This is a genomic window from Arenimonas sp. (genome assembly GCF_035312645.1).
Lineage (GTDB): Bacteria > Pseudomonadota > Gammaproteobacteria > Xanthomonadales > Xanthomonadaceae > Arenimonas.
Genome location: NZ_DATGBO010000046.1, coordinates 35698 through 57340, shown reverse-complemented (window position 1 = coordinate 57340; position 21643 = coordinate 35698). Strand labels below are relative to the sequence as shown.

15 protein-coding genes are annotated in these 21643 nt (G+C 64.2%); 9 read left to right on the top strand and 6 right to left on the bottom strand.

Annotation, left to right across the window (positions count from 1 at the left end; all coding sequences use genetic code 11):
- Positions 1-1209: cation:proton antiporter (locus VKM35_RS04120; RefSeq protein WP_324318645.1), on the top strand; the 1209-nt coding region annotated here is incomplete at its 5' end.
- A 96-nt stretch (positions 1210-1305) separates the two neighbouring features.
- Here the strand turns inward: VKM35_RS04120 and clpB are convergent.
- The gene (clpB, locus tag VKM35_RS04115; RefSeq protein WP_324318643.1) at positions 1306-3912 is read right to left on the bottom strand and encodes an ATP-dependent chaperone ClpB; all 2607 of its coding nucleotides are present in this window, start codon (positions 3910-3912) and stop codon (positions 1306-1308) included.
- Between the two features lie 184 nt (positions 3913-4096).
- Here clpB and VKM35_RS04110 point away from each other — a divergent pair, with 184 nt between their 5' ends.
- Positions 4097-5728 carry a serine/threonine-protein kinase gene (locus tag VKM35_RS04110; protein ID WP_324318641.1) on the top strand — a complete coding sequence of 544 codons (1632 nt, stop codon included), beginning with the start codon at positions 4097-4099 and terminating at the stop codon, positions 5726-5728.
- Positions 5729-5753: 25 nt separating this feature from the next.
- Here the strand turns inward: VKM35_RS04110 and pgeF are convergent, their stop codons facing one another.
- Together pgeF and rluD are read right to left on the bottom strand one after the other, a co-directional pair.
- Positions 5754-6533: a peptidoglycan editing factor PgeF gene (gene pgeF, locus VKM35_RS04105; protein WP_324318639.1), complete on the bottom strand. Its 780-nt coding sequence runs from the start codon at positions 6531-6533 to the stop codon at positions 5754-5756.
- Between the two features lies 1 nt (position 6534).
- The gene (rluD, locus tag VKM35_RS04100; protein WP_324318637.1) at positions 6535-7542 is read right to left on the bottom strand and encodes a 23S rRNA pseudouridine(1911/1915/1917) synthase RluD; all 1008 of its coding nucleotides are present in this window, start codon (positions 7540-7542) and stop codon (positions 6535-6537) included.
- Between the two features lie 126 nt (positions 7543-7668).
- Between rluD and VKM35_RS04095 the strand changes: the two genes are divergently transcribed.
- Positions 7669-8523, top strand: a complete 855-nt coding sequence (locus VKM35_RS04095) for an outer membrane protein assembly factor BamD (protein ID WP_324318635.1) — start codon at positions 7669-7671, stop codon at positions 8521-8523.
- Between the two features lie 100 nt (positions 8524-8623).
- On the opposite strand, the gene VKM35_RS04090 is transcribed toward VKM35_RS04095, so the two are convergent.
- From VKM35_RS04090 to sucC, 3 genes are all read right to left on the bottom strand, one after another.
- Positions 8624-10264 carry an NAD+ synthase gene (locus tag VKM35_RS04090; RefSeq protein ID WP_324318633.1) on the bottom strand — a complete coding sequence of 547 codons (1641 nt, stop codon included), beginning with the start codon at positions 10262-10264 and terminating at the stop codon, positions 8624-8626.
- A gap of 151 nt (positions 10265-10415) precedes the next feature.
- On the bottom strand, positions 10416-11291 hold the full coding sequence (sucD, locus tag VKM35_RS04085) for a succinate--CoA ligase subunit alpha (protein ID WP_324318631.1): 876 nt from the start codon (positions 11289-11291) through the stop codon (positions 10416-10418).
- Positions 11292-11383: 92 nt separating this feature from the next.
- The gene (sucC, locus tag VKM35_RS04080; protein WP_324318629.1) at positions 11384-12547 is read right to left on the bottom strand and encodes an ADP-forming succinate--CoA ligase subunit beta; all 1164 of its coding nucleotides are present in this window, start codon (positions 12545-12547) and stop codon (positions 11384-11386) included.
- Between the two features lie 204 nt (positions 12548-12751).
- Here sucC and VKM35_RS04075 point away from each other — a divergent pair, with 204 nt between their 5' ends.
- The 6 genes from VKM35_RS04075 to VKM35_RS04050 all read left to right on the top strand — a co-directional run bounded on the left by VKM35_RS04075 (position 12752) and on the right by VKM35_RS04050 (position 21588).
- On the top strand, positions 12752-14374 hold the full coding sequence (locus VKM35_RS04075; RefSeq protein ID WP_324318627.1) for a sensor histidine kinase: 1623 nt from the start codon (positions 12752-12754) through the stop codon (positions 14372-14374).
- A 68-nt stretch (positions 14375-14442) separates the two neighbouring features.
- Positions 14443-15798: a sigma-54 dependent transcriptional regulator gene (locus VKM35_RS04070; RefSeq protein WP_324318625.1), complete on the top strand. Its 1356-nt coding sequence runs from the start codon at positions 14443-14445 to the stop codon at positions 15796-15798.
- A gap of 406 nt (positions 15799-16204) precedes the next feature.
- Positions 16205-16636: a pilin gene (locus VKM35_RS04065; protein ID WP_324318623.1), complete on the top strand. Its 432-nt coding sequence runs from the start codon at positions 16205-16207 to the stop codon at positions 16634-16636.
- A gap of 309 nt (positions 16637-16945) precedes the next feature.
- Complete coding sequence (locus VKM35_RS04060; protein ID WP_324318621.1) at positions 16946-17386, top strand: pilin; 441 nt, start codon at positions 16946-16948, stop codon at positions 17384-17386.
- An 85-nt stretch (positions 17387-17471) separates the two neighbouring features.
- Positions 17472-19520, top strand: coding sequence for a tetratricopeptide repeat protein (locus VKM35_RS04055; RefSeq protein ID WP_324318619.1), 2049 nt, complete (start codon positions 17472-17474; stop codon positions 19518-19520).
- Between the two features lie 46 nt (positions 19521-19566).
- Positions 19567-21588 carry a tetratricopeptide repeat protein gene (locus VKM35_RS04050; RefSeq protein WP_324318617.1) on the top strand — a complete coding sequence of 674 codons (2022 nt, stop codon included), beginning with the start codon at positions 19567-19569 and terminating at the stop codon, positions 21586-21588.
- Positions 21589-21643: the final 55 nt, after the last annotated feature.

Below are 21643 nucleotides of genomic sequence, written 5' to 3'. Positions count from 1 at the left end.
TTGGTGATGGTGCTCGCACTGGTCTTCCTGCCCGCGCTCGCGCACTCGATGACCGGCACCGGCGGTTTCGAAATCGGCAAATTGTTGACTTCGCTCGGCGTCACCCTGGGCAAACTCGCGATCTTCGTGACGCTGATGCTGTTGGTGGGCCGACGCGCAATTCCGTGGATGCTCGAACGCGTCGCCGGCATCGGCTCGCGCGAACTGTTCACGCTGGCAATTCTGGCGATCGCGCTGGGCGTGGCGTTCGGCTCGGCGCAACTGTTCGGCGTGTCGTTCGCGCTAGGCGCGTTTTTCGCCGGCATGCTGCTCAACGAGTCCGAACTCAGCCACAAGGCCGCGGCCGATTCGCTACCGATGCGCGATGCCTTCGCGGTGCTGTTCTTCGTCTCGGTCGGCATGCTGTTCGATCCGATGATCATCGTGCAACAGCCGCTGCCGGTGCTGGCGACTTTCCTGATCATCACGGTCGGCAAGCCTGCCATCGCATTTCTTGTCGTGCGCCTGTTCGGCCATCCCAACACCACCGCGCTGACGATTTCCGCAAGCCTGGCGCAGATCGGCGAATTCAGCTTCATCCTCGCCAGTCTCGGCGTCGCCTTGAAGCTGCTGCCCGTCGAAGCGCGAGATCTGGTGCTCGCCGGCGCGCTGCTGTCGATCGTGGTCAATCCGATGCTGTTCGTCGCATTGACACGCTGGCAGTCGCGACAGACGGATGCGAGCGCTCCGAACATCGCGACGAAGCGCGAGCCGCTTCCAGGGCCTGCCTTGCCGGTTGGCGAGCACACGATCCTGGTCGGCTACGGACGCGTCGGCCACCAGTTGGCGACCTTGCTGCGCGAACGTGGCGTGCCGCTGGTGGTGATCGACAACGACCGCGAGCTGGTAGCGCGTGCGCATCGCGACGGCATCGCGGCGGTGCGTGGCAACGCCGCGAGCGCCGCCCTGCTGGATGAATTGCTGCCGGCAACCGCGACGCACGCGTTGATCGCGATTCCGAATGCTTTCGAAGCCGGCGAAATCATCGCCCGCCTGCGCAAGGCGAATGCAGCGATGACCATCCTCGCCCGCGCGCACAGCGAAGCCGAAGCCCGGCACCTGTTCGATCACGGCGCCGACGGCGCCGTGCTGGCCGAACGCGAACTCGCCTTCAGCATGGCGGAGATGGTGCTGGCCGATCCGCGGCTGGCGAAGACAGCGCTCTTGTAGGAGCGCCGTAGGAGCGACGCAAGTCGCGAATACCGTCGCGCCCGAGCCAGCGATCGCGACTTGCGTCGCTCCTACAGCGCTCCTGCACGGGCCCGATCAGGCTTTCCGGAACACCAATCCTGTGCCCTCGGCATCCACCGTCACTGAATCGCCGGCTCCGAACTCACCGGAAAGAATCTTGTTGGCGAGCGGGTTCTCGAGTTGCTGCTGGATTGCGCGCTTGAGCGGCCTTGCGCCGTACACCGGATCGAAACCCGCGTTGCCCAGCAACGCGAGCGCGGCATCGGTGATGTCGAGGCGGATCTGGCGTTCGAGCAGGCGTTTGCTCAGGTACGCGGTCTGGATGCGCGCGATGGCACGGATCTGCGCGTGGCCCAAGGGATGGAATACGACGATGTCGTCGAGGCGGTTGATGAACTCGGGGCGGAAATGCCCCTGCACCGATGCCATCACTGCCGCCTTCATCTGCGTGTAGCGCTCGGGCGAATCGTCGCCGGCATCGGCATCGCCGTTTTCGTAAACCTCCTGGATGTGCTGCGAACCGAGGTTGGACGTCATCACGATCACCGCGTTGCGGAAGTCGACAGTACGGCCCTGTCCATCGGTCAGACGGCCGTCATCGAGCACCTGCAGCAACACGTTGAACACATCCGGATGCGCCTTCTCGACTTCATCGAGCAGGATCACGCTGTACGGCCGACGCCTTACCGCCTCGGTGAGATAACCGCCTTCCTCGTAACCGACATAACCCGGCGGCGCGCCGATCAGACGCGCGACCGAATGTTTTTCCATGAACTCGCTCATGTCGATGCGCACCAGCGCGTCACCGCTGTCGAAAAGAAACTCCGCCAGCGCCTTGCACAGTTCGGTCTTGCCGACGCCAGTCGGGCCGAGAAACAGGAAAGAACCGTTCGGGCGATTGGGATCGGACAGGCCAGCGCGCGAACGCCGGATCGCGTTCGACACCGACTTCACCGCCTCGTCCTGGCCAATCACGCGCGCATGCAGCGCGTCTTCCATCTTGAGCAATTTCTCGCGTTCGCCTTCGAGCATCTTGCTGACCGGAATGCCGGTCCAGCGCGATACCACCTCGGCAATTTCCTCCGCCGTCACCTTGTCCTGCAACAGCTTGAAACCCTGGGTTTCAACCGCCTGCGCGGCAGTCAGCTGCTTTTCCAGGTCCGGAATCCGACCGTACTGGAGCTCGCTCATTTTCGCGATGTCCTGCTGGCGGTGCGCCGCATCGAGTTCGAGCTTGGCCTGCTCGATCTGCTCCTTGATGCGGGTCGCACCAGTCAGCGTTGCCTTCTCTGCTTTCCAGATTTCCTCGAGATCGTTGAACTCGCGTTCGAGTTTTTCAATCTCGTTCTGCAGATCGGCGAGGCGCTGCTTCGATTCGCTGTCCTTCTCCTTCTTCAGCGCCTCGCGCTGGATCTTGAGCTGGATCAGGCGCCGCTCCATGCGATCCATTTCCTCCGGCTTGGAATCGATTTCCATGCGGATGCGGCTCGCCGCCTCGTCCATCAGGTCGATGGCCTTGTCGGGCAGCTGGCGGTCGGCGATGTAGCGATGCGACAGCGTGGCGGCGGCGACGATCGCCGGGTCGGTGATCTCGACGCCGTGATGCACGGCGTAGCGTTCCTTGAGTCCGCGCAGGATCGCGATGGTGTCCTCAACCGAAGGTTCGCCGACGAACACTTTCTGGAAGCGTCGCTCCAGCGCCGCGTCCTTTTCGACGTACTTGCGGTACTCGTCCAGCGTGGTCGCGCCGATGCAATGCAGTTCGCCGCGCGCGAGCGCGGGCTTGAGCATGTTGCCGGCATCCATCGCACCCTCGGCCTTGCCGGCGCCGACCATCGTGTGCAATTCGTCGATGAACAGAATGACGTTGCCTTCCTGTTTCGACAGATCGTTGAGCACGGCCTTGAGCCGCTCCTCGAACTCGCCGCGGAACTTCGCGCCGGCGATCAGCGCGCCCATGTCCAGCGACAGCACGCGGCGGCCGCGCAGGCCCTCGGGCACTTCGCCGTTGATGATGCGCTGCGCCAGACCTTCGACGATCGCGGTCTTGCCGACGCCGGGTTCACCGATCAACACCGGATTGTTTTTCGTGCGCCGCTGCAGCACCTGGATAGTGCGGCGAATTTCCTCGTCACGGCCGACCACCGGATCGAGCTTGCCGCTCTCGGCGCGCGCGGTGAGGTCAATGCAGTATTTTTCCAGCGCCTGACGATTTTCCTCGGCATTGGCATCATCGACCTTTTCGCCGCCGCGCAAGGCCTCGATGCCTTTTTCGATTGCCGCCTTGTTCGCGCCCGCGGCTTTCAGCGCTTGGCCAACCTCGCCCTTGTCGTCGAACGCGGCCAGCACGAACAACTCGCTGGCGATGAACGCGTCGCCGCGTTGCTGTGCGAGTTTGTCGGTGACGTTGAGCAGGCGGGCAAGATCGTTGCCAACGCTGAGGTTGCCGTCCTGGCCGGTGACTTTCGGCAGCTTGTCCAGGGCCTCGCCGAGGCGCTGGCGCAATGCGGTCACATTGACACCGGCCTGTGCGAGCAGGGGCCGCGTACTGCCGCCTTGCTGGTCGATCAATGCGACCAACAGATGCGTCGGCTCGATCAGGTTGTGGTCGCGGCCGACCGCCAGCGATTGCGCATCGCTGAGCGCCTGCTGGAATCGCGATGTGAGTTTGTCCATGCGCATGCGAGTATCCCGGTGGAGTCGTGGGCGGCGAAGCGCCGCGATGGCTGTTGAATGCGGCCACGTCGACATGATTCAAGCCTACGCCCCCGCGCCGATTCACGCCGTGATCAGAGCCCGCCGGGAACGACGGCTGCATTGCGCCGATGTTTGGGGGATGATGACTCGGGGCTTGGGGAGCACGCACATGATCGCCGGCTACAGGATCCTGCACGAGTTGGGACGCGGCGGCATGGCCACGGTCTATCGGGCCGTGCAGGAGTCGCTGGGCCGCGAGATCGCGCTCAAGGTGATGGCGCCGGAACTGGCGCGCGACCCGGCTTACGCCGAACGTTTCCTGCGCGAGGGCCGCGTGGTCGCGCGACTGCGCCATCGCAATATCGTCACCGTGCACGACCTCGGCCTGGGCAGTGACGGCGCGCCTTACATGGCGATGGAATTCGTCCCCGGCGGCTCGGTCGCCGCGCGCGTGGGCAGCCTCGACGCCGCCGCCGCATTGCGCTGCATGCGCGACATCGCCGATGCGCTCGATCATGCGCATCGCAATGGCGTCATCCATCGCGACATCAAGCCGGAAAACATTCTCTGCCATGACGACGGCAGCTATCTGCTCAGCGATTTCGGTGTCGCGCGACTGTCCGAAGCGACATCGTCGTTGACGGCGGAGGGCTCGACGCTGGGCACGCCGCAATACATGAGCCCGGAACAATGGCGCGGCGAGGAGCTCGACGGCCGCACGGATCTTTATGCGCTGGGCGTGGTTTTCCATCAGCTGCTGACCGGCGCGGCACCGTATTCGGGCACCGATGGCTGGGCGATCGGCATGCAGCACATGACTGCGGATATTCCGCGCCTGCCACCGTCACGCGCTGCCTTCCAGCCCTTGCTCGATGCGCTGCTGGCCAAGCAGCGCGACAACCGCCCGGCCGATGGCGCCGAGGTCGTGCGACGCGTCGACGAATTGCGATCGCAGCTCCTCGCCGTGCCGCCGGCGCCGCCGAACGCGGTACCGGCGAACGTGACCACGCCACTGCCCGCGCACGCGCCGACGCCGACGCCGACGCCATTGTCGCCAAATCCATCGCCGACACCGCCGCCAACCCCGGCAGCAGTCAAGCCAGTGCGCATCGCGCCGCCACCCATCGCGACCATCCAGCGCGCGACTACCGCGAAGTCGTCCAACGCGGCCTTGTACTGGCTGCTTGGGCTCGGCCTGGCCTTTCTTCTGCTGATGGCCCTGGCCGGCGTCGCTTATCTGACGCTCAAGGCGGCCGCGAACAACGCCGAACAGTCATCGAATGACTACGCGTCGTCGGCGCCCGACAATCCCAGCCCGCCTGCTGCGGCAAACGGCGCGGCAGCACCGGCCGGAACCGACAGCGGCGGGACTAGCGGTGCCGTCAACCATACCGCGATGGATGCCGGCGTCGCCGCGGCGCTGGATCTGCTCGGCATCAAGTACAGCGTCGATGGCAACGGCGACTTTCGGGTTGTCGAGCCGCTTCAGAACGGACGTCGGCAACAAAGCTGGATCCGCAGTCGCGTCGAGAACTACGCCGGCGTGAACGTGCGCGAGATCTGGAGCCTCGCCTATCGCAATCCGGGCGCGCCATTGCCGGCGGAGATCTCCAGCCAGATCCTCAACGACCCGCGCAACAGTGCGGTGGGGCAATGGCGGATGGAGTCGGATGCGCTGGCATTCGTGGTCAGGGTTCCGGTCAACACCAATGCGTATCAGCTTTCGCAGGCGATCGACGCCGCCAGTCGCACTGCCGATGCCATGGAACAGCAACTCACCGGCGGCGGCGACCAATTCTGATTCCCGCAACTGCGATTTTTTCCGCTCAGGCGTCGCGCCAGATCAGCGTCGCCATGCGTCCGGTGCGTTGCTCGCGGCGGTGCGAATAAAAGCGCGCGGGATCGGAAATCGTGCATAGCCCGCCGCCGTAGACACGCTCGATGCCGAGGCGCGCCAGCCGCTGACGAGCGAGCATGTAGAGATCGACCAGCCAATGATCGTCGCGTGTTTCGACGAACGCGGATTCTGCCGCAGGATCTTCGGCAAGAAACGCGGCACGCACTTCCACGCCGATTTCGTAGGCCTGCGGACCCGCCGCCGGACCCAGCCAGGCGAGCAACCGCGATGCCGGCGTCTGCATCGCGCGCACGGTTTCTTCCAGCACGCCGTTCGCCAGGCCGCGCCAGCCGGCATGCGCGGCAGCGATTTCGCTGCCGTCGTCGCTGCGCAAAAGCACCGGCAGGCAGTCGGCGGTAAGCACCGCGAGCACCACGCCTGCGGAGGCCGTCACCGCAGCATCGGCGATGGGTTCGTCCCAGTCACCGGCGGCGAGCGCGGACGTGAATTCACGATCACCGCGATCGAAACGCGCGACATCGATGCCGTGCACCTGCTGCAGCCAGCGCGGCGCGGAAGGCAGTTGCGCGACGTCAATCAATGCATTGCGATTGGTCTGCGCGTGCGCGCTGTCGTCACCGCAGCGCAGGCCTAGATTGAAACGGTCGAACGGCGGCAGCGAGATGCCCGGGCCGGCGCGCAGCGTGGTCAGCGCACGGATGGATGCGGGCGCAGGCCAGTCGGCAGTCAGGAAGGCCGCGGCCGGCATCTCAGTGTTTGTAAGCCGCCGTGTCGGCGCGCAGATCGACGACCAGCGTCTGCATGTCGGCGGGGATCGGCGCCGCCGTGCTGATGGTTTCGCCGCTGACCGGATGCACGAATTCGAGCTTTTCCGCATGCAGCGCCTGGCGGCGGAAAGCGCGCAGGGTTTCCGCGAGTTCCGGCGTCGCGCCTTTCGGCTGGCGATAGGAACCGCCGTACAACGGATCGCCGACCAGTGGATGTTTGGCATGCGCCATGTGCACGCGGATCTGGTGCGTACGGCCGGTTTCGAGTCGGCATTCGACCAGGGTGTGGGCGCGGAAGCGTTCGCGCACGCGGTAATGCGTGATCGCCTCGCGGCCGGCGCCTTCCTTGACCACGGCCTGGCGGATGCGGTCGCTCTGGTGGCGACCGATCGGCGCATCGACGGTGCCACCGGCGATCATCGGCCCCACCACCACGGCTACGTACTGGCGATGCACGCGGCGTTCGGACAATTGTTCGACCAGCGCCGAATGCGAGCGCAGCGATCGCGCCACGACCATCAGGCCGGAGGTGTCCTTGTCGAGGCGGTGCACGATGCCGGCACGCGGCAACTCGGCCATGCGCGCGTCAAAATGCAGCAGGGCATTGACCATCGTGCCACGCGGATTGCCGGCGCCCGGATGGACGACCAGACCGGCTGGCTTGTTGACCACCAGCACGTCCTCGTCGACATAAACCATCTCGAGCGGGATGTCTTCGGCCTCGGCCGTTGTCTCGACCTCGGTCTTGACGCTGAGCGTGACCGGCTCGCCACCGCGGACCGGATCGCGCGGCTTGACCAGCACGCCATCGAGCAGGGCACTGCCGGCCTTGATCCACTCGGTGAGCCGGGACCGGGAGAACTCCGGGAACATCTCGGCAAGTGCCTGGTCGAAGCGCCTGCCGGCCAACTCGACCGGCACCTGTGCTTCGAGCAGCTCGTAATCGGCTTCGTCGGATGAATCGGAAGGTTCGGATGACACTGTTTGCATGTTCGGGCCCGGAAATGGAGCCGCTGGCCCCGGTGTCGCCCGCCCTGCCTTCGTGGAGGCGGGCCGGAGCTTTCGGTTATTATCCCCCAATTGCTGTCCACCAGCCCTCAGTTGAGCCCAGCCCTGATGATCCGCCTCTCCGGTTTGCCCCGTTTTTTCCTTTTCCTCGCCCTCGCACTGAGCCTGGGTGGCTGCAAGACGGTAGGCGGCTGGTTCGGCGGCGATGGCAAGGCCGAAACCGAGACCCTCCCCGTCGAGGCGCTTTACGCCCAGGCCAAGCAATACCGCGATGACCGCAATTTCGATCAGGCCGAGAAGTACTACACCCGCCTTGTCGCCCGCTTCCCCTACGGTCCGTACAGCGAGCAGGCGCAGCTCGACCTGATCTACGTCCAGTACAAGCTGGAAAAACACGAAGATGCGACCGCGGGTATCGACCGTTTCATCCGCACTTTCCCGCGCCACCCCGATATCGACTACGCCTACTATCTGAAGGCGCTGATCAATTTCGACCGCGATGCCGGCTTCCTGACTCGCTGGACCGGCCGCGATACCGCCAACCGCGACCTGTCCGGCCCGACGCAGAGCTACAACGACTTCAACGAAGTCCTGCGCCGCTTCCCGAGCAGCCGCTATGCCCCCGATTCGCGCCAGCGCATGGTCTATCTGCGCAACGAACTCGCTCGTTACGAAGTGAATGTCGGCCTGTACTACTACCGTCGCGGCGCCTATGTTTCCGCGGCCAATCGCGGCAAGTTCCTCGTCGAGACCTATCCGGGCAGCGAGTTCGATGGCGACGCGGTGGCATTGATGGCTGCCTCCTACACTGGCCAGGGCGAGAAACTGCTTGCCGATGACGCCCGTCGCGTGCTCGAGAAGAACTACCCGCAGCACCCGTATTTGACCGGCAACTGGCCGACCAAGAAGGGCGTGCTGCACAAGCTCAATCCCTTCTCCGGCGAAATTGGTTCGCGCAAATAAGCGGCGCGAAGGATCGACACGAAAAACCCCGCTGCGGCGGGGTTTTTCTTTGCGTCACGGAACGCGACAGCTACCGATGCCGGGAGAACTCGTCCCCCGATCAGCCCGGATAACCCGAAGTGATCGGATAGCGGCGTTCGCGACCGAAAGCCCGGCGCGAAAGTTTCGGCCCAGGCGCGGCCTGGCGGCGTTTCCACTCGCTGATCTTCACCAGCCGCGCAATGCGTTGCACGGTCGCCGCATCGAAGCCTTCGGCGATGATTTCCGCCTGGGATTTTTCCTGGTCGATGAAACGCATCAGGATCGCGTCGAGCAGGTCGTATGGCGGCAGCGAATCCTGATCGGTCTGGTTGTCGCGCAATTCCGCCGATGGTGGCCGCACGATCACCGCTTCCGGAATGATCGCCGGCAAGCCGGGCGCGACCTGGGCATTGCGCCAGCGGCACAGCGCGAACACCTCGGTTTTGTAGAGATCCTTGATCGGCGCGAAGCCACCGCACATGTCGCCATAGATGGTGGCGTAACCGACCGCATATTCGCTCTTGTTGCCGGTGGTCAGCAGCAGGCCGCCGAACTTGTTGGACAGCGCCATCATGATCGCGCCGCGGCTGCGCGACTGCAGGTTTTCTTCGCTGGTGTCGGCGGCGCGGCCTGCGAACATCGGGCCCAGCGCCTGCATGAAACCTTCGAACGGCGCCTCGATCGCCACGGTCTCGATGCGCACACCCAGCGCGTGCGCCTGCTCGTCGGCGAGATCGTTGCTCAGCTCCGAGGTGTAGCGCGAGGGCAGCCGTACCGCGGTGACGTTGGCCGCGCCCAAGGCGTCGACCGCCAAGGCCAGCACCATCGCCGAATCGATGCCGCCGGAAAGTCCCAGCCAGACGTCCTTGAAACCGTTCTTGCCGCAGTAGTCGCGGATGCCGCGGACGATCGCGCGCCAGGCCAGCGAAGATTCGCTCTCATCATTTTCCTCGGGCCAACTCACGCGCCGGAAGCGGCCGCTGTCGACATCGAGGTCGGCGATCAACAGGTGATCGTCGAAGGCGCGCGCCGCCGGATGCACGCCGCCATCGCCGTCGGCGAGATCGGAAGCTCCATCGAACACGAGTTCGTCCTGGCCACCGACGACGTTGAGATAGGCCAGCGGCAGTCTGCATTCGCGCACGCGTTCGGCGAGCAAGGCGTCGCGCTGGATCGATTTGCCGCGCTCGAACGGCGAGGCATTCGGCACCACCACCAGGCGTGCGCCGAGCGCCGCAGTTTCCGCCAGCGGCTCGGCGAACCACAGGTCCTCGCAGATCACCAGGCCGACCGGCACACCGCTGACGTCGAACACGCAGGCATCGGTGTCGCTGGCGAAATAGCGGCGTTCGTCGAACACCGCGTAGTTGGGCAACTCGCGCTTGCGGTAGGTGTGTTCGATCGCACCGTCGCGCAGGATGCTGGCGGCGTTGAACACCACCGCGCCCGCGGCCTGCGGCCAACCGACCACGGCGACGATGCCGTGCACTTGTGCAGCGATGGCATCCATCGCGCGCTGGCAATCGGCCAGGAAAGCCGGCCGCAGCAGCAAATCCTCCGGCGGATAACCGCTGAGCGCCAATTCCGGGAACAGCACCAGGTCAGCCTGGTGGACATCGCGCGCCTCGGCGATCAGCGCACCGATCTTTTCCGCATTGGCAGCGATGGCGCCCACGGGAAAATCGAACTGGGCCAGGGCGAGTCGCAGCAGCGTGGACATCGTTTCAGCTCAAAAAGCGGAAGGCCGCGCCAAGGTAGCGCGGCCTTCCGGGATTGTCATGCCTGGTGTCGTGTAGGAGCGGCGCGAGCCGCGATCACTCGCTCCGAACGGAAAGCTATCGCGGCTTGCGCCGCTCCTACGAACGCCGGCATCAGGCCTGCAGACGCGCCGCGATCGCCTTGCCGAGATCGCCCGGCGATCTCACCGTGGTCACACCGGCTTTTTCCAACGCGGCGAACTTGCCGGCGGCGGTGCCCTTGCCACCGGACGCGATCGCACCGGCGTGGCCCATGCGCTTGCCTTCCGGGGCGCTGGCGCCGGCGATGAAACCGACCACGGGTTTGGTCACGTATTGCTCGATGAACTCGGCCGCTTCTTCCTCGGCGCTGCCGCCGATTTCGCCGACCATGATGATGCCCTCGGTCTGCGGATCGTCCTGGAACAGGCGCAGGCAGTCGATGAAGTTCATGCCCTGCATCGGATCGCCGCCAATGCCGATGCAGGTGCTCTGGCCGAGGCCGACCTGCGTGGTCTGGTGCACGGCTTCGTAGGTGAGCGTGCCCGAGCGCGAGACGATGCCGATCTTGCCGGCCTTGTGGATATGGCCGGGCATGATGCCGATCTTGCATTCGCCGGGGGTGATGATGCCGGGGCAGTTCGGGCCGATCAGCACGACATCGTCGTAACCCTTGAGCGTGTTCTTGACGCGCATCATGTCGAGCACCGGAATGCCTTCGGTGATGCAGACGATCACGCGGATGCCGGCGTCGGCAGCCTCGAGGATCGCATCGGCCGCGAACGGCGGCGGCACGTAGATGACCGACGCATCGGCGCCGGTTTCATTCACCGCATCCTGCACCGTGTTGAACACCGGCAGGCCGATATGCGTGCTGCCGCCCTTGCCCGGCGTGACACCGCCGACGACCTTGGTGCCGTAGTCGAGCATCTGCTCGGCGTGGAAGGTGCCCTGGGTGCCGGTGAAACCCTGGACGATGACTTTCGTGTTCTTGTTGACCAAAACGCTCATGGGTTCGAATCCTTGATCCTGTAGGAGCGACGCGAGTCGCGACAGGTCGTTGGTTGGAGGAAGCGGTCGCGACTTGCGTCGCTCCTACAAAATCAGCCTTTTGCCGCCGCGACGACTTTCTTCGCGCCGTCGTTGATGTCGTCGGCCGGCGTGATCGCCAGGCCGCTGTTCTTCAGCAATTCCTTGCCCTTCTCGACATTGGTGCCTTCGAGGCGGACCACGACCGGGACCTTGACGTCGACTTCCTTGACCGCGGCGATGATGCCTTCGGCGATCATGTCGCAGCGGACGATGCCGCCGAAGATGTTGACGAAGATCGCCTTCACCTTGTCCGACGACAGGATCAGCTTGAACGCCTCGGTGACGCGTTCTTTCGTCGCGCCGCCACCGACGTCGAGGAAGTTCGCCGGCGAGCCGCCGTTGAGCGAGATCACGTCCATCGTCGCCATCGCCAGGCCGGCGCCGTTGACCATGCAGCCGATGTTGCCGTCCATCGTGACGTAGTTGAGGTCGTGCTGGCTGGCCAGCACTTCGGTCGGGTCTTCCTGGCGGATGTCGCGCATCGCAGCGAGATCGGCGTGGCGGAAGGTCGCGTTGTCGTCGGAGTTGACCTTGCCGTCGAGCACCGCGAGATCGCCCGAGGTGAGGATCGCCAGCGGATTGAGCTCGACCAGCGCGAGGTCTTTTTCGTTGAACAGCTTGTACAGGCCCAGCATGATCTTGGTCAGCTGGCCGACCTGCTTGGCGTTGAGGCCGAGGTCGAAGCCCATCTGCCGGCATTCGTAGGGCTGCAGGCCCTGTACGTAATTCACGTGCAGAGCCTTGATCGCGTCGGGATTGTCGTGCGCGGTCTTTTCGATCTCGACGCCGCCATCGGCCGAGGCGATGAAGGTAATGGTCTTGCTGCTGCGGTCGGTGAGGATCGACAGGTACAACTCGCTGGCGATGTCGGTGCCTTCGGAAATCAGCACGGTGTCGATCGGCAACGCGACGCCCGCAGACTGGTAGGTTTCCATCTTGGTGCCGAGCATCGCGGCCGCGTATTGCTTCACTTCGTCATAGGACTTGGCGAGCTTGACGCCACCCGCCTTGCCGCGGCCGCCTGCATGGATCTGTGCCTTGACCACCCACAGATTGCCGGGAATGGCCTTGGCGGCCTCGACAGCCTGATCCGGGGTGCGGGCAATGCGGCCAGCGGGGACGGCAATGCCGTAGTCGGCAAACAACTGCTTTGCCTGATACTCGTGAAAATTCATGCGACACCTTCGAAAGGAGCGGCGGAACGCCGGTGGCTGGCTGGAGACGGGCTGACGGGACAGGCGGACTCGACCGGATCTGGCGCGATCTGGGTCGAGGCCGGCCCGAAAGGGGCGTCATTGTCGCCGACCCCCCCGGCAAAGGCAAAGCCGCCGGCCCGCTTCTATACTGGCCGCTCCGTTGCCGCGAGCCCCGAGCCCCCGATGCCGACCCCCTCGTCCGCCCAGGTCAACCCGATACCGCAGCGGCGCGAGCTCTACTTCTTCAATCTGTTCCGCGTACTGGAAGCCGGCATCCTGGCTCTCGTGGCGTTCACGCCGCTGGGGCAGTGGAGCGTCGACATCCAGCAGCCGCTGCTTCTCAAGTTCGCATCGCTGGTCTATCTGATCGCTTCAGCCGGCCTGCTGATTGCCGGCCGCCGGATCGACAAGCGCCTGCGCCGACAGACCGCAATCGGCCTGCTGTTCGATCTGTCGGCGATTGGTTGCGCGCTGCTGGCGATGAATGGCGGCGAGAGCGGCATCGCGATGTTCATGGTGTTCAACATCGGCGCCGGCGCGCTGATCCTCACGCCCAGCGCCAGCCTGGGGTTTGCCTTGGCCGGCTCCGCCCTGCTGATGATCGAATACCTGTTCAACCAGCTGTTTTATCCCGCTTTCGCGCGCACGATCGCCGAGCCGATGATGTATTCGGTCACCTACATCGGCATGGCGATCATGGGCCAGCAGCTGCGCAAGCAGATGAGTGCCAGCCAGGCACTGGCGGAAAAACGCGGCGAGGAACTGGCGAACCTGTCCGAGCTCAACGAGCTGGTGATCCGGCGCATGCGCACCGGCGTGCTGGTGGTCGATGGCGGTCATCACATCCGTCTGTCCAACGAGGCCGCCTGGGCCTTGATGGGAAATCCCTCGCCTGATCGCCGCGATCTCGCCGAAGTGGCGCCGTCGCTGCACCAGAGTCTGTGGCTGTGGCGACAGGGCCGCGGCGAAGTGCCCAAGGCAATGACGTTTGCCGAAGGCAGCCCGGAAGTACTGCCGCGTTTCGTTGCGCTGAGCCTGACCGACAAGCTGTTTCTGATCTTTCTCGACGATAGCCGCATCTACTCCGACCGCGCCGAGGAACTGACGCTGTCGACACTGGGCCGCCTGTCGGCGAGCATCGCCCACGAGATTCGCAATCCGCTGGCCGCGATCAGCTATTCGGTGCAACTGCTGGAAGAATCCCAGGCACTGCCCGACACCGACCGCCGCCTGCTGGAAATCATCCATTCGCAATGCCAGCGCATGAACGGCATCGTCCAGAACATCCTGGGCCTGGCTCGCCGCGAACGCTCGCAGACGATCAGCCTGGAACTGAATGCCTTCATCCGGCATTTCGCCGAGGAATACCGCACCAACCACCCTCTCGAGACCGACGTGCTGCAGGCGATTCCGGGTGGGCGCCTGCTGGTCGCGATGGTCGATCCGCAGCATCTGCATCAGGTGCTGACGGTGCTGGTACATAACGCCCTCACCTATGGCCGTGAGCCGGGCAAGCCGGCGCAGGTGACCCTGTCGGCACGCAGCGATGGCCCGCAGGGCCCGCCTTTGCTGGAGGTGATCGATCGCGGCCCGGGCATTCCGGCGAAGGTGGCCGAGCAGATATTCGCGCCCTTTTTCACCACCAACGAGCACGGCACCGGGCTGGGCCTGTACATCGCCAAGCAACTTTGCGAGGCCAATCTGTGCACGCTGAGCTTCCAGCCGGTGCCCGGCGGCGGCAGCTGTTTCCGGATCACGCTGCCGGCATCGCAGAGCCTGGTTCAGCAAGATCAGGTGACCGGATAGCAGGGACGCCTTGGCCGTTTCCCCAGCCTGGGCTAAGGTTGTGACCGAATTCAAAGTTTCCGGGACCAATGACCACACTCCGCAGCGCCCTGGTCGTCGACGACGAACGCGATATCCGCGAATTGCTGGTGCTGACCCTCGGACGCATGGGCCTGCGTGTGGACACCGCCGCCGATGTCGCTTCGGCCAAGGCCCAGCTCGCTGCCGACAAATACGACCTGTGCCTGACCGACATGCGCCTGCCCGACGGCACCGGCCTGGACCTGATCACGCATATGAGCCAGCGCTATCCGGAAACACCGGTGGCGATGATCACCGCCTACGGCAACGTCGAGGCGGCGGTGAATGCGCTCAAGGCCGGCGCTTTCGATTTCGTCAGCAAGCCCGTCGACCTCGCCGTGCTGCGCCGGCTCGTGCAGAACGCGCTCGATCTCGGCGAACAGCGCCGTACGCAGCAACCAGCATCGAACCGTCTGATCGGCGATTCCCCGGCGATGCAACAGCTGCGCGCCACCATCGCCAAGCTCGCGCGCAGCCAGGCGCCGGTTTACATCAGCGGCGAGTCCGGCGTTGGCAAGGAACTCGTCGCGCGCCTGATCCACGAAATGGGCTCGCGTTCGACAGGCCCGTTCGTGCCGGTGAACTGCGGCGCGATTCCCTCCGAACTCATGGAAAGCGAATTGTTCGGACACAAGAAAGGCAGTTTCACCGGCGCCCATGCCGACAAGGAAGGGCTGTTCCAGGTCGCGAACGGCGGCACCTTGTTCCTGGATGAAGTCGCCGAGCTGCCACTGCACATGCAGGTGAAACTGCTGCGCGTGATCCAGGAAAAAACCGTGCGCCAGGTAGGCGCCGCCAGCGAATCGCAGGTCGATGTGCGCATCCTTTCGGCGACGCACAAGAACCTCGCGCAGTTGGTCGAGGACGGCAAGTTCCGCCACGATTTGTTCTATCGCATCAATGTGATCGAGTTGCCGGTACCGCCCTTGCGCGATCGTCAGGAAGACATTCCACTGATCGCCCAGGCCGTGTTGCAACGTCTTTCGGCGGAGTTGGGCGAGCCGGTTCCACCGTTGTCGGCGGCGGCGATCGAAGCGCTGCGTCGGCATCCATTCCCGGGCAATGTCCGCGAGCTCGAGAACATTCTCGAACGCGCGGTGGCCTTGTGCGACGACGCCGAGATCGATGTCGCCGAGTTGCGCCTGCCCACACGCGCGGCAGATGCGCACGAGGCTGGAAATGTCGCGAGCAATGTATCGATTACCGCCGATGCGGCGCTGCCGCACGCGCTCGAACAGATCGAACGCGAGACCATCCAGAAAGCGCTGGAGGCTTGTCGCTACAACAAGACCAAGGCCGCGGCGCAGTTGGGCATCACCTTTCGTGCGCTGCGCTACAAGCTGAAAAAACTCGGGATGGAATGAGCATTCCGATCTTGCTGCTCGCTATCCGCGGCGCACGGACAGGATTGTTCTCAGCCAAATCACGAAAGCGGCGATGCCTGGAAAATCGGGAGATGCCCACGGCTTGCCGCAGTCGTTGGCCGCGGGTGACGGGCCATTTCCGGGTCACTCGCAGCGCATGACCTGACGCAATTTGTCACTATCTGACCGGAGGGCAGATCAGGCTCTGCCCTTTTCCTGCCCTGCCCGGTTTCCGTGATGGCCTGCGTTTTTCTTCTGTGCGGCAAATCACACTTCCGCGCTGGCGTAATTGGCACGGATGGTGCAAGGTTCACTCCGCACGTATATCGCGTCCGTCAACCAAAGGACGGGAAACGCGGATGATGGTGCACGTGAGCTCAATATCCATAACCCTAGGGGATACAAAATGAAGAATCAGAAAGGCTTTACCCTCATCGAACTGATGATCGTGGTCGCGATCATCGCGATCCTGGCGGCTATCGCCATCAGCCAGTACCAGGACTACGTGATTCGTTCGCAGGTCTCGGAAGGCTCCTCGCTCGCCGACGGCACCAAGACCGCCGTTGCCGAGTTCTACAACAACCATGGCACCTGGCCGAGCAACAACGCTTCTGCCGGTCTCGCCACCGCCGTTTCGATCAAGGGCCAGTACGTCAGCCAGGTTTCCGCCACCAGCACCATCGTGGCTTCCTTCGGCGGCGCCAAGGCCAACGTCGCGATTCCGGCTTCGTCCACGCTGGTTTTCTCGCCGATCGCCAATGGCGGCAGCATCGAGTGGCATTGCAAGAGCGCTCAGCTCAAGCAGAAGTGGTGCGCCAGCAGCTGCGCTTGCCAGTAATCGGCAGCGTTTGTTGAATGGAAAAGGGCCGCCTTGTGCGGCCCTTTTTTTTGCCCCGGCGAACCCCGCCCGCTTGCTTCCGCAACGGTCTGGTAGGGTCACTTTGCCGATGCAGCGGCCTCTGGCAGGAATACCTGTCCGTGCTGTCCGAGGCGCCCCTCTTTCAACCCACGCCGGGGTGCTTCATGGCATGGTATTTGCTTCCAGAAACCAGGGAAGGCGCGTCGACCGCAGACAGGGGCTGTGGCTGTCGCGACACGATTCTCGAGCGATCCGGCAATCACGACCAGCACTATCAGGGGATCCACCATGCGCAGCGCCAAGGGCTTTACCCTCATCGAACTGATGATCGTGGTTGCCATCATCGCGATCCTGGCAGCCATCGCCATCAGCCAGTATCAGGATTACGTGATCCGCTCCCAGGTCTCGGAAAGTTCGGCGCTTACTGACGGCGTCAAATCGGCCTTCGTCGAGTTCCATACCTATGCCGGCTATTTCCCGCCCAGCAACGCCTCGGCCGGTCTTGCCTCGCCCAACTCCATCCACGGCCAGTACGTGAGTTCCGTCAACGTCGGCGTGGCCCAGGGCACCATCCAGGCGGCAATGGGCGGCGCGAAGGTCAACGCCGCGCTCGGCGCCGGCAAGATCATCATCTTCTCCGCCGTTTCCAGCGGCGGCAGTGTCGAATGGCATTGCAAGAGCACGACCATCAAACAAAAATGGTGCGCCAGCAGCTGTGCCTGCCTGTAGTCATCGCGCTAGTAGCTGATTCCAGGAAAGGGTCGCCATGTGCGACCCTTTCTTTTTCCCGCCGCGTCCAGGACGGACAACCGCCATGCCGCAGTCGCTCCGTCGCCATTGGCCAGTTGTTGGCCTGGTCGCCTTGCTGTGGCTGACCTGGATCGCCTACCACCCTGGCCTGTCGGGCGGCTTCCTGTTCGATGATTTCGTCAATCTCGACGCCCTCGGCAACAGCGGCCCTGTCGACAACTGGCGCACCTTCTGGCGCTACCTGACCTCTGGAACCGCCGATCCCTTCGGGCGTCCGATTTCGCTGCTCAGCTTCCTCATCGACGGCCATGATTGGCCAACCGCGCCCTGGCCATTCCTGCGCACCAATGTGTTGCTGCACTTGTGCAACGGCGTCCTGCTTTTTGCGTTGCTGCGGCGCCTGGGCCGCACTCTCGACGGCAATGATCGCAACGTGGATGCCGCCGCACTCCTCGCCGCCGGCTTGTGGCTGCTGCATCCGCTGTTCGTGTCGACGACGCTCTACATCGTGCAGCGCGAGGCCATGCTTCCTGCCACATTCACGCTGCTCGGCTTGCTGGCCTATGCCAGCGGACGCGCAAGGTATCTGCAAACCGGCGGTCGCAGCGGCCTGCTCCTGCTGACGGGCGGCATCGTCATCGGCGCGGGGTTGGCGATGCTGTGCAAGGCCAACGGTCTGCTGCTGCCGTTGCTCGCGTGGGCACTGGAAGCCACGGTGTACGCGAATGCCCCAAACAACCCTCTTGATGCCCGCGCCGAAACGAGACTGCGCTGGTGCAAGCGCATCGTCCTGATCCTGCCCAGCCTGATCGCAGTCGCCTACATCGCCCACTATCTGACGATGTTGGACACGATGCCGGAAAAACGCCACTGGACAATAGGCCAACGGCTGCTCACCGAGCCGCGCGTGCTGCTCGACTACCTCAAGCTGCTGTTCGTGCCGCGTTCGATTTCCACCGGTCTGTACAACGACGACTACGTCGCTTCGCTCGGCCTGCTGCGACCTTTCGCCACGCTACCGGCGTTGCTGCTCGTCATCGGTTTGATCGTCGCAGGATTTTCCCTGCGGCGACGCGCACCGGCCTTGTCGGCGGCGCTGCTGTTTTTCTTCGCCGGCCATGTGCTCGAGTCCACGGCGGTGCCGCTGGAGCTGTATTTCGAACACCGCAATTATCTACCGGCATTGCTGCTGTTCTGGCCGATCGCACGCGGCCTCTGCGCGCTGAAGGTTCCGCGCGCGCCGCGCCTGGCCATCGCCTTCGCACTGCTTGCGGTGTTTGCCATCACCACGCATCAACGTGCCGAACTGTGGGGACAGCCCGACATCCTCGCCAGGCTCTGGGTGAAACAGAATCCCGACTCATCGCGCGCACAGGCCACCGCCGCCATCGCCGATATCGCCGCCGGCAGACCGCAGCAAGCGCTGCAGCGATTGCAGCCCCTGCGCAAACGGCATCCGCATGACCTGCAGATCGCCTTCAATGCCGTCGACGCTGCCTGCGCTTCGGGCGGCCTGCGTGCAGGCGACATCCCCGCATTGACGGAGGCCGTGCGCCATGCCGACAGCGGCCTGCAACTGATCAGCCCCTGGAGCGGAAACGCCGTCGAAGCGATCGGCGCAGGCCAATGCCCCGGACTGATGTTGTCGGACATCGACAACCTGATCGACGCCGCGTTGCAGAACCCGGCACTCGACCAACGCACCCGCGACGAGGACATCGAACCGGTCCTCGCGCAGATCGCGATGCATCGGCAACAACCCGATCTGGCGCTGCTGCATTTCGACCGCGCGCTCGCCGCGTTCGTCCGTCCCGATGTCGCCGCCCGCCAGGCCTCCGCGTTGGCATCGGGCGGCTATTACCGGCAGGCCCTCGCGCACCTGGACAACTACGAACGCCTGAAACCGCAAACGCGCAGCCCCGCCCCAGGCATGCCGCAGCTGCACGCGAAAGTCCTGCAATGGCAGGATTACTGGCCGAACGAAATGGCGATACTGCGGGCGAAGCTGCACGCTGAAATCGATGCGCCGGAACGCACCTCCGATACGCAGCGCGCCAGGATCACGACATCGCCTGAGAGCGATTCCGCAGCCCCAGCGCCGCTGCCGCTATAGTCGCCGCAACGCACACTGCCAACATCCGAGCCTGACGAATACCACCATGCCCGCTCCTTTCATCGCCGGATCCAGCAGTGCCGTTGCTCACGCAGAAGCCCAGTCTTCCGGACGCTGGTCACGGACGACGGTCTTTTTCTGGCTGCTGCTTTTGCTGATCGTCGTCGTCGCGACGTACTGGATCGGTCGTGGCGGCGGCTTCGTGTTCGACGACTATCCCAATATCGTCGACAACAAGGCGCTGCACGTATCGCAGCTGATCTGGAGCGACTGGCTGGCGGCGATATTTTCCTCGCCGGCCAGCAGCCTGCAGCGTCCGCTGGCGATGCTCAGCTTCGCCATCAACCACTACTTCACCGGCCTCGATCCAGCGCCGATGAAACTGACCAACATCGCCATCCACCTGGTCAATGCATTGCTGGTGTTCGCGCTGGTCCGCCGGCTCATCCGGGCAGCGATGCCGTCGGCCGATGCCGGTCGCGTGCGCCGCGGCGAATGGGCCGCGCTGTTCACCGCCGCCTGCTGGGCATTGCATCCGATCAACCTGATGGCAGTGCTGTTCATCGTGCAACGCATGGAGAGCCTCTGCCACGTCTTCGTTTTTGCGGGGCTGCTGCTCTATGTGATCGGGCGGCAACGCCAGCTCGAGGGTCAGGCGGGCTGGTGGTGGATTCTCGGCGGCCTGGTCCCTTGCACGGCACTGGGATTGCTGGCGAAAGAATCAGCGGTGTTGCTGCCGCTGTACGCGCTGATCCTGGAATGCTGTCTGTTCCATTTCCGTGGGCGCGGCGGGCGGCGTGATCACCGCCTGTTCGCAGTATTCGCCGTAGTGCTGGTGCTGCCAGGTTTGCTGGGGCTGGCCTGGCTGCTGCCGGGGACACTGCGCTCGAACATCATCGTCGGCCGCGACTTCACCCTGATCGAGCGCCTGCTGACCGAGCCGCGCGTGGTGCTCGATTACCTGCATTGGATCCTGTTTCCGCGCCTGGGCGAATTCGGCCTGTATCACGACGATTACCTGCTCTCGCGCGGCCTGCTGGATCCCGCGATGACGATCGTCGGATTGCTGGCGATGCCGCTGCTGCTCGTCATCGCCTGGGTTTGTCGCCGGCAACGGCCGCTGGTCAGCCTAGGCCTGCTGTGGTTTCTTGCTGCGCAGTCGCTGACGGCCACCATCATTCCGCTGGAACTGGTGTTCGAACATCGCAATTATTTCGCCTCGCTCGGCGTGTGCCTGATGGTCACGGATGTGCTCTTGCTTGCGCCCGATGCGCAAACGCCGCGGCGGGCGGGCGCGTTGTTCGCGGTCGTGTTCCTTGGCCTGTGCGCACTGACCACGCATCTGCGCGCGGACGAATGGAGTGATCCGCTGCGCTTCGCCAGCACCGAGGCGGCCAGGCATCCGCAATCGCCGCGCGCGACCTACGACTTCGCCCGCACCCTGATCATCATCAGCGGCTACCAGACCGACTCGCCACTGATTCCGAAGATCGATGCCGCGCTCGCCCAAGCCATGCACGCCAGGAATGCGAACACCTTGCCCGACCAGGCGGCGCTCATCTTCGACAACCGGATCGGCAGACCCAGCGCCGCCGCGATCTGGCAGGACATGCAGAAGAAACTGCGCACGCGTGCCGTCGGCCCGCAGGAAACTGGTTCGCTGGCGGCATTGGTCGATTGCAGCGTGACCGGGCGTTGCCAATTCCCGCCCGACCAGATGCGCGACACCTTCGATGCCGCGCTGGAACAAGGCGACAATCCGGAAGTGTTGAGCATCTTCGGCAACTATGCCTTGAACATTCTTGGCGACAGCGATCTGGCCCTGCGTCTGTGGCGCGAGGCGGCCAGGCTTGAACCCAACGGCTCGGAGCGCCACATCAGCCTGGCGAAACTCTACATCGCTCTCGGTCGGCTGCCGGAGGCCAGAGAACAGATCGCGCAGTTGCGCGTGATCGGGCGACTGGGCCAGTACAACAGCGACGCCGACGTGCTGGAAGCGCGACTGCAGGCGAGCCTGCATCGTCGCGACGCCCCGACCGGCATTCCCACCGATGGCAGCAGCAAGTGAGTCCGGCGGCATGAGGATTCCGGAAGGTTATGCCTGCGCCGCGCAGCGAGAGAAA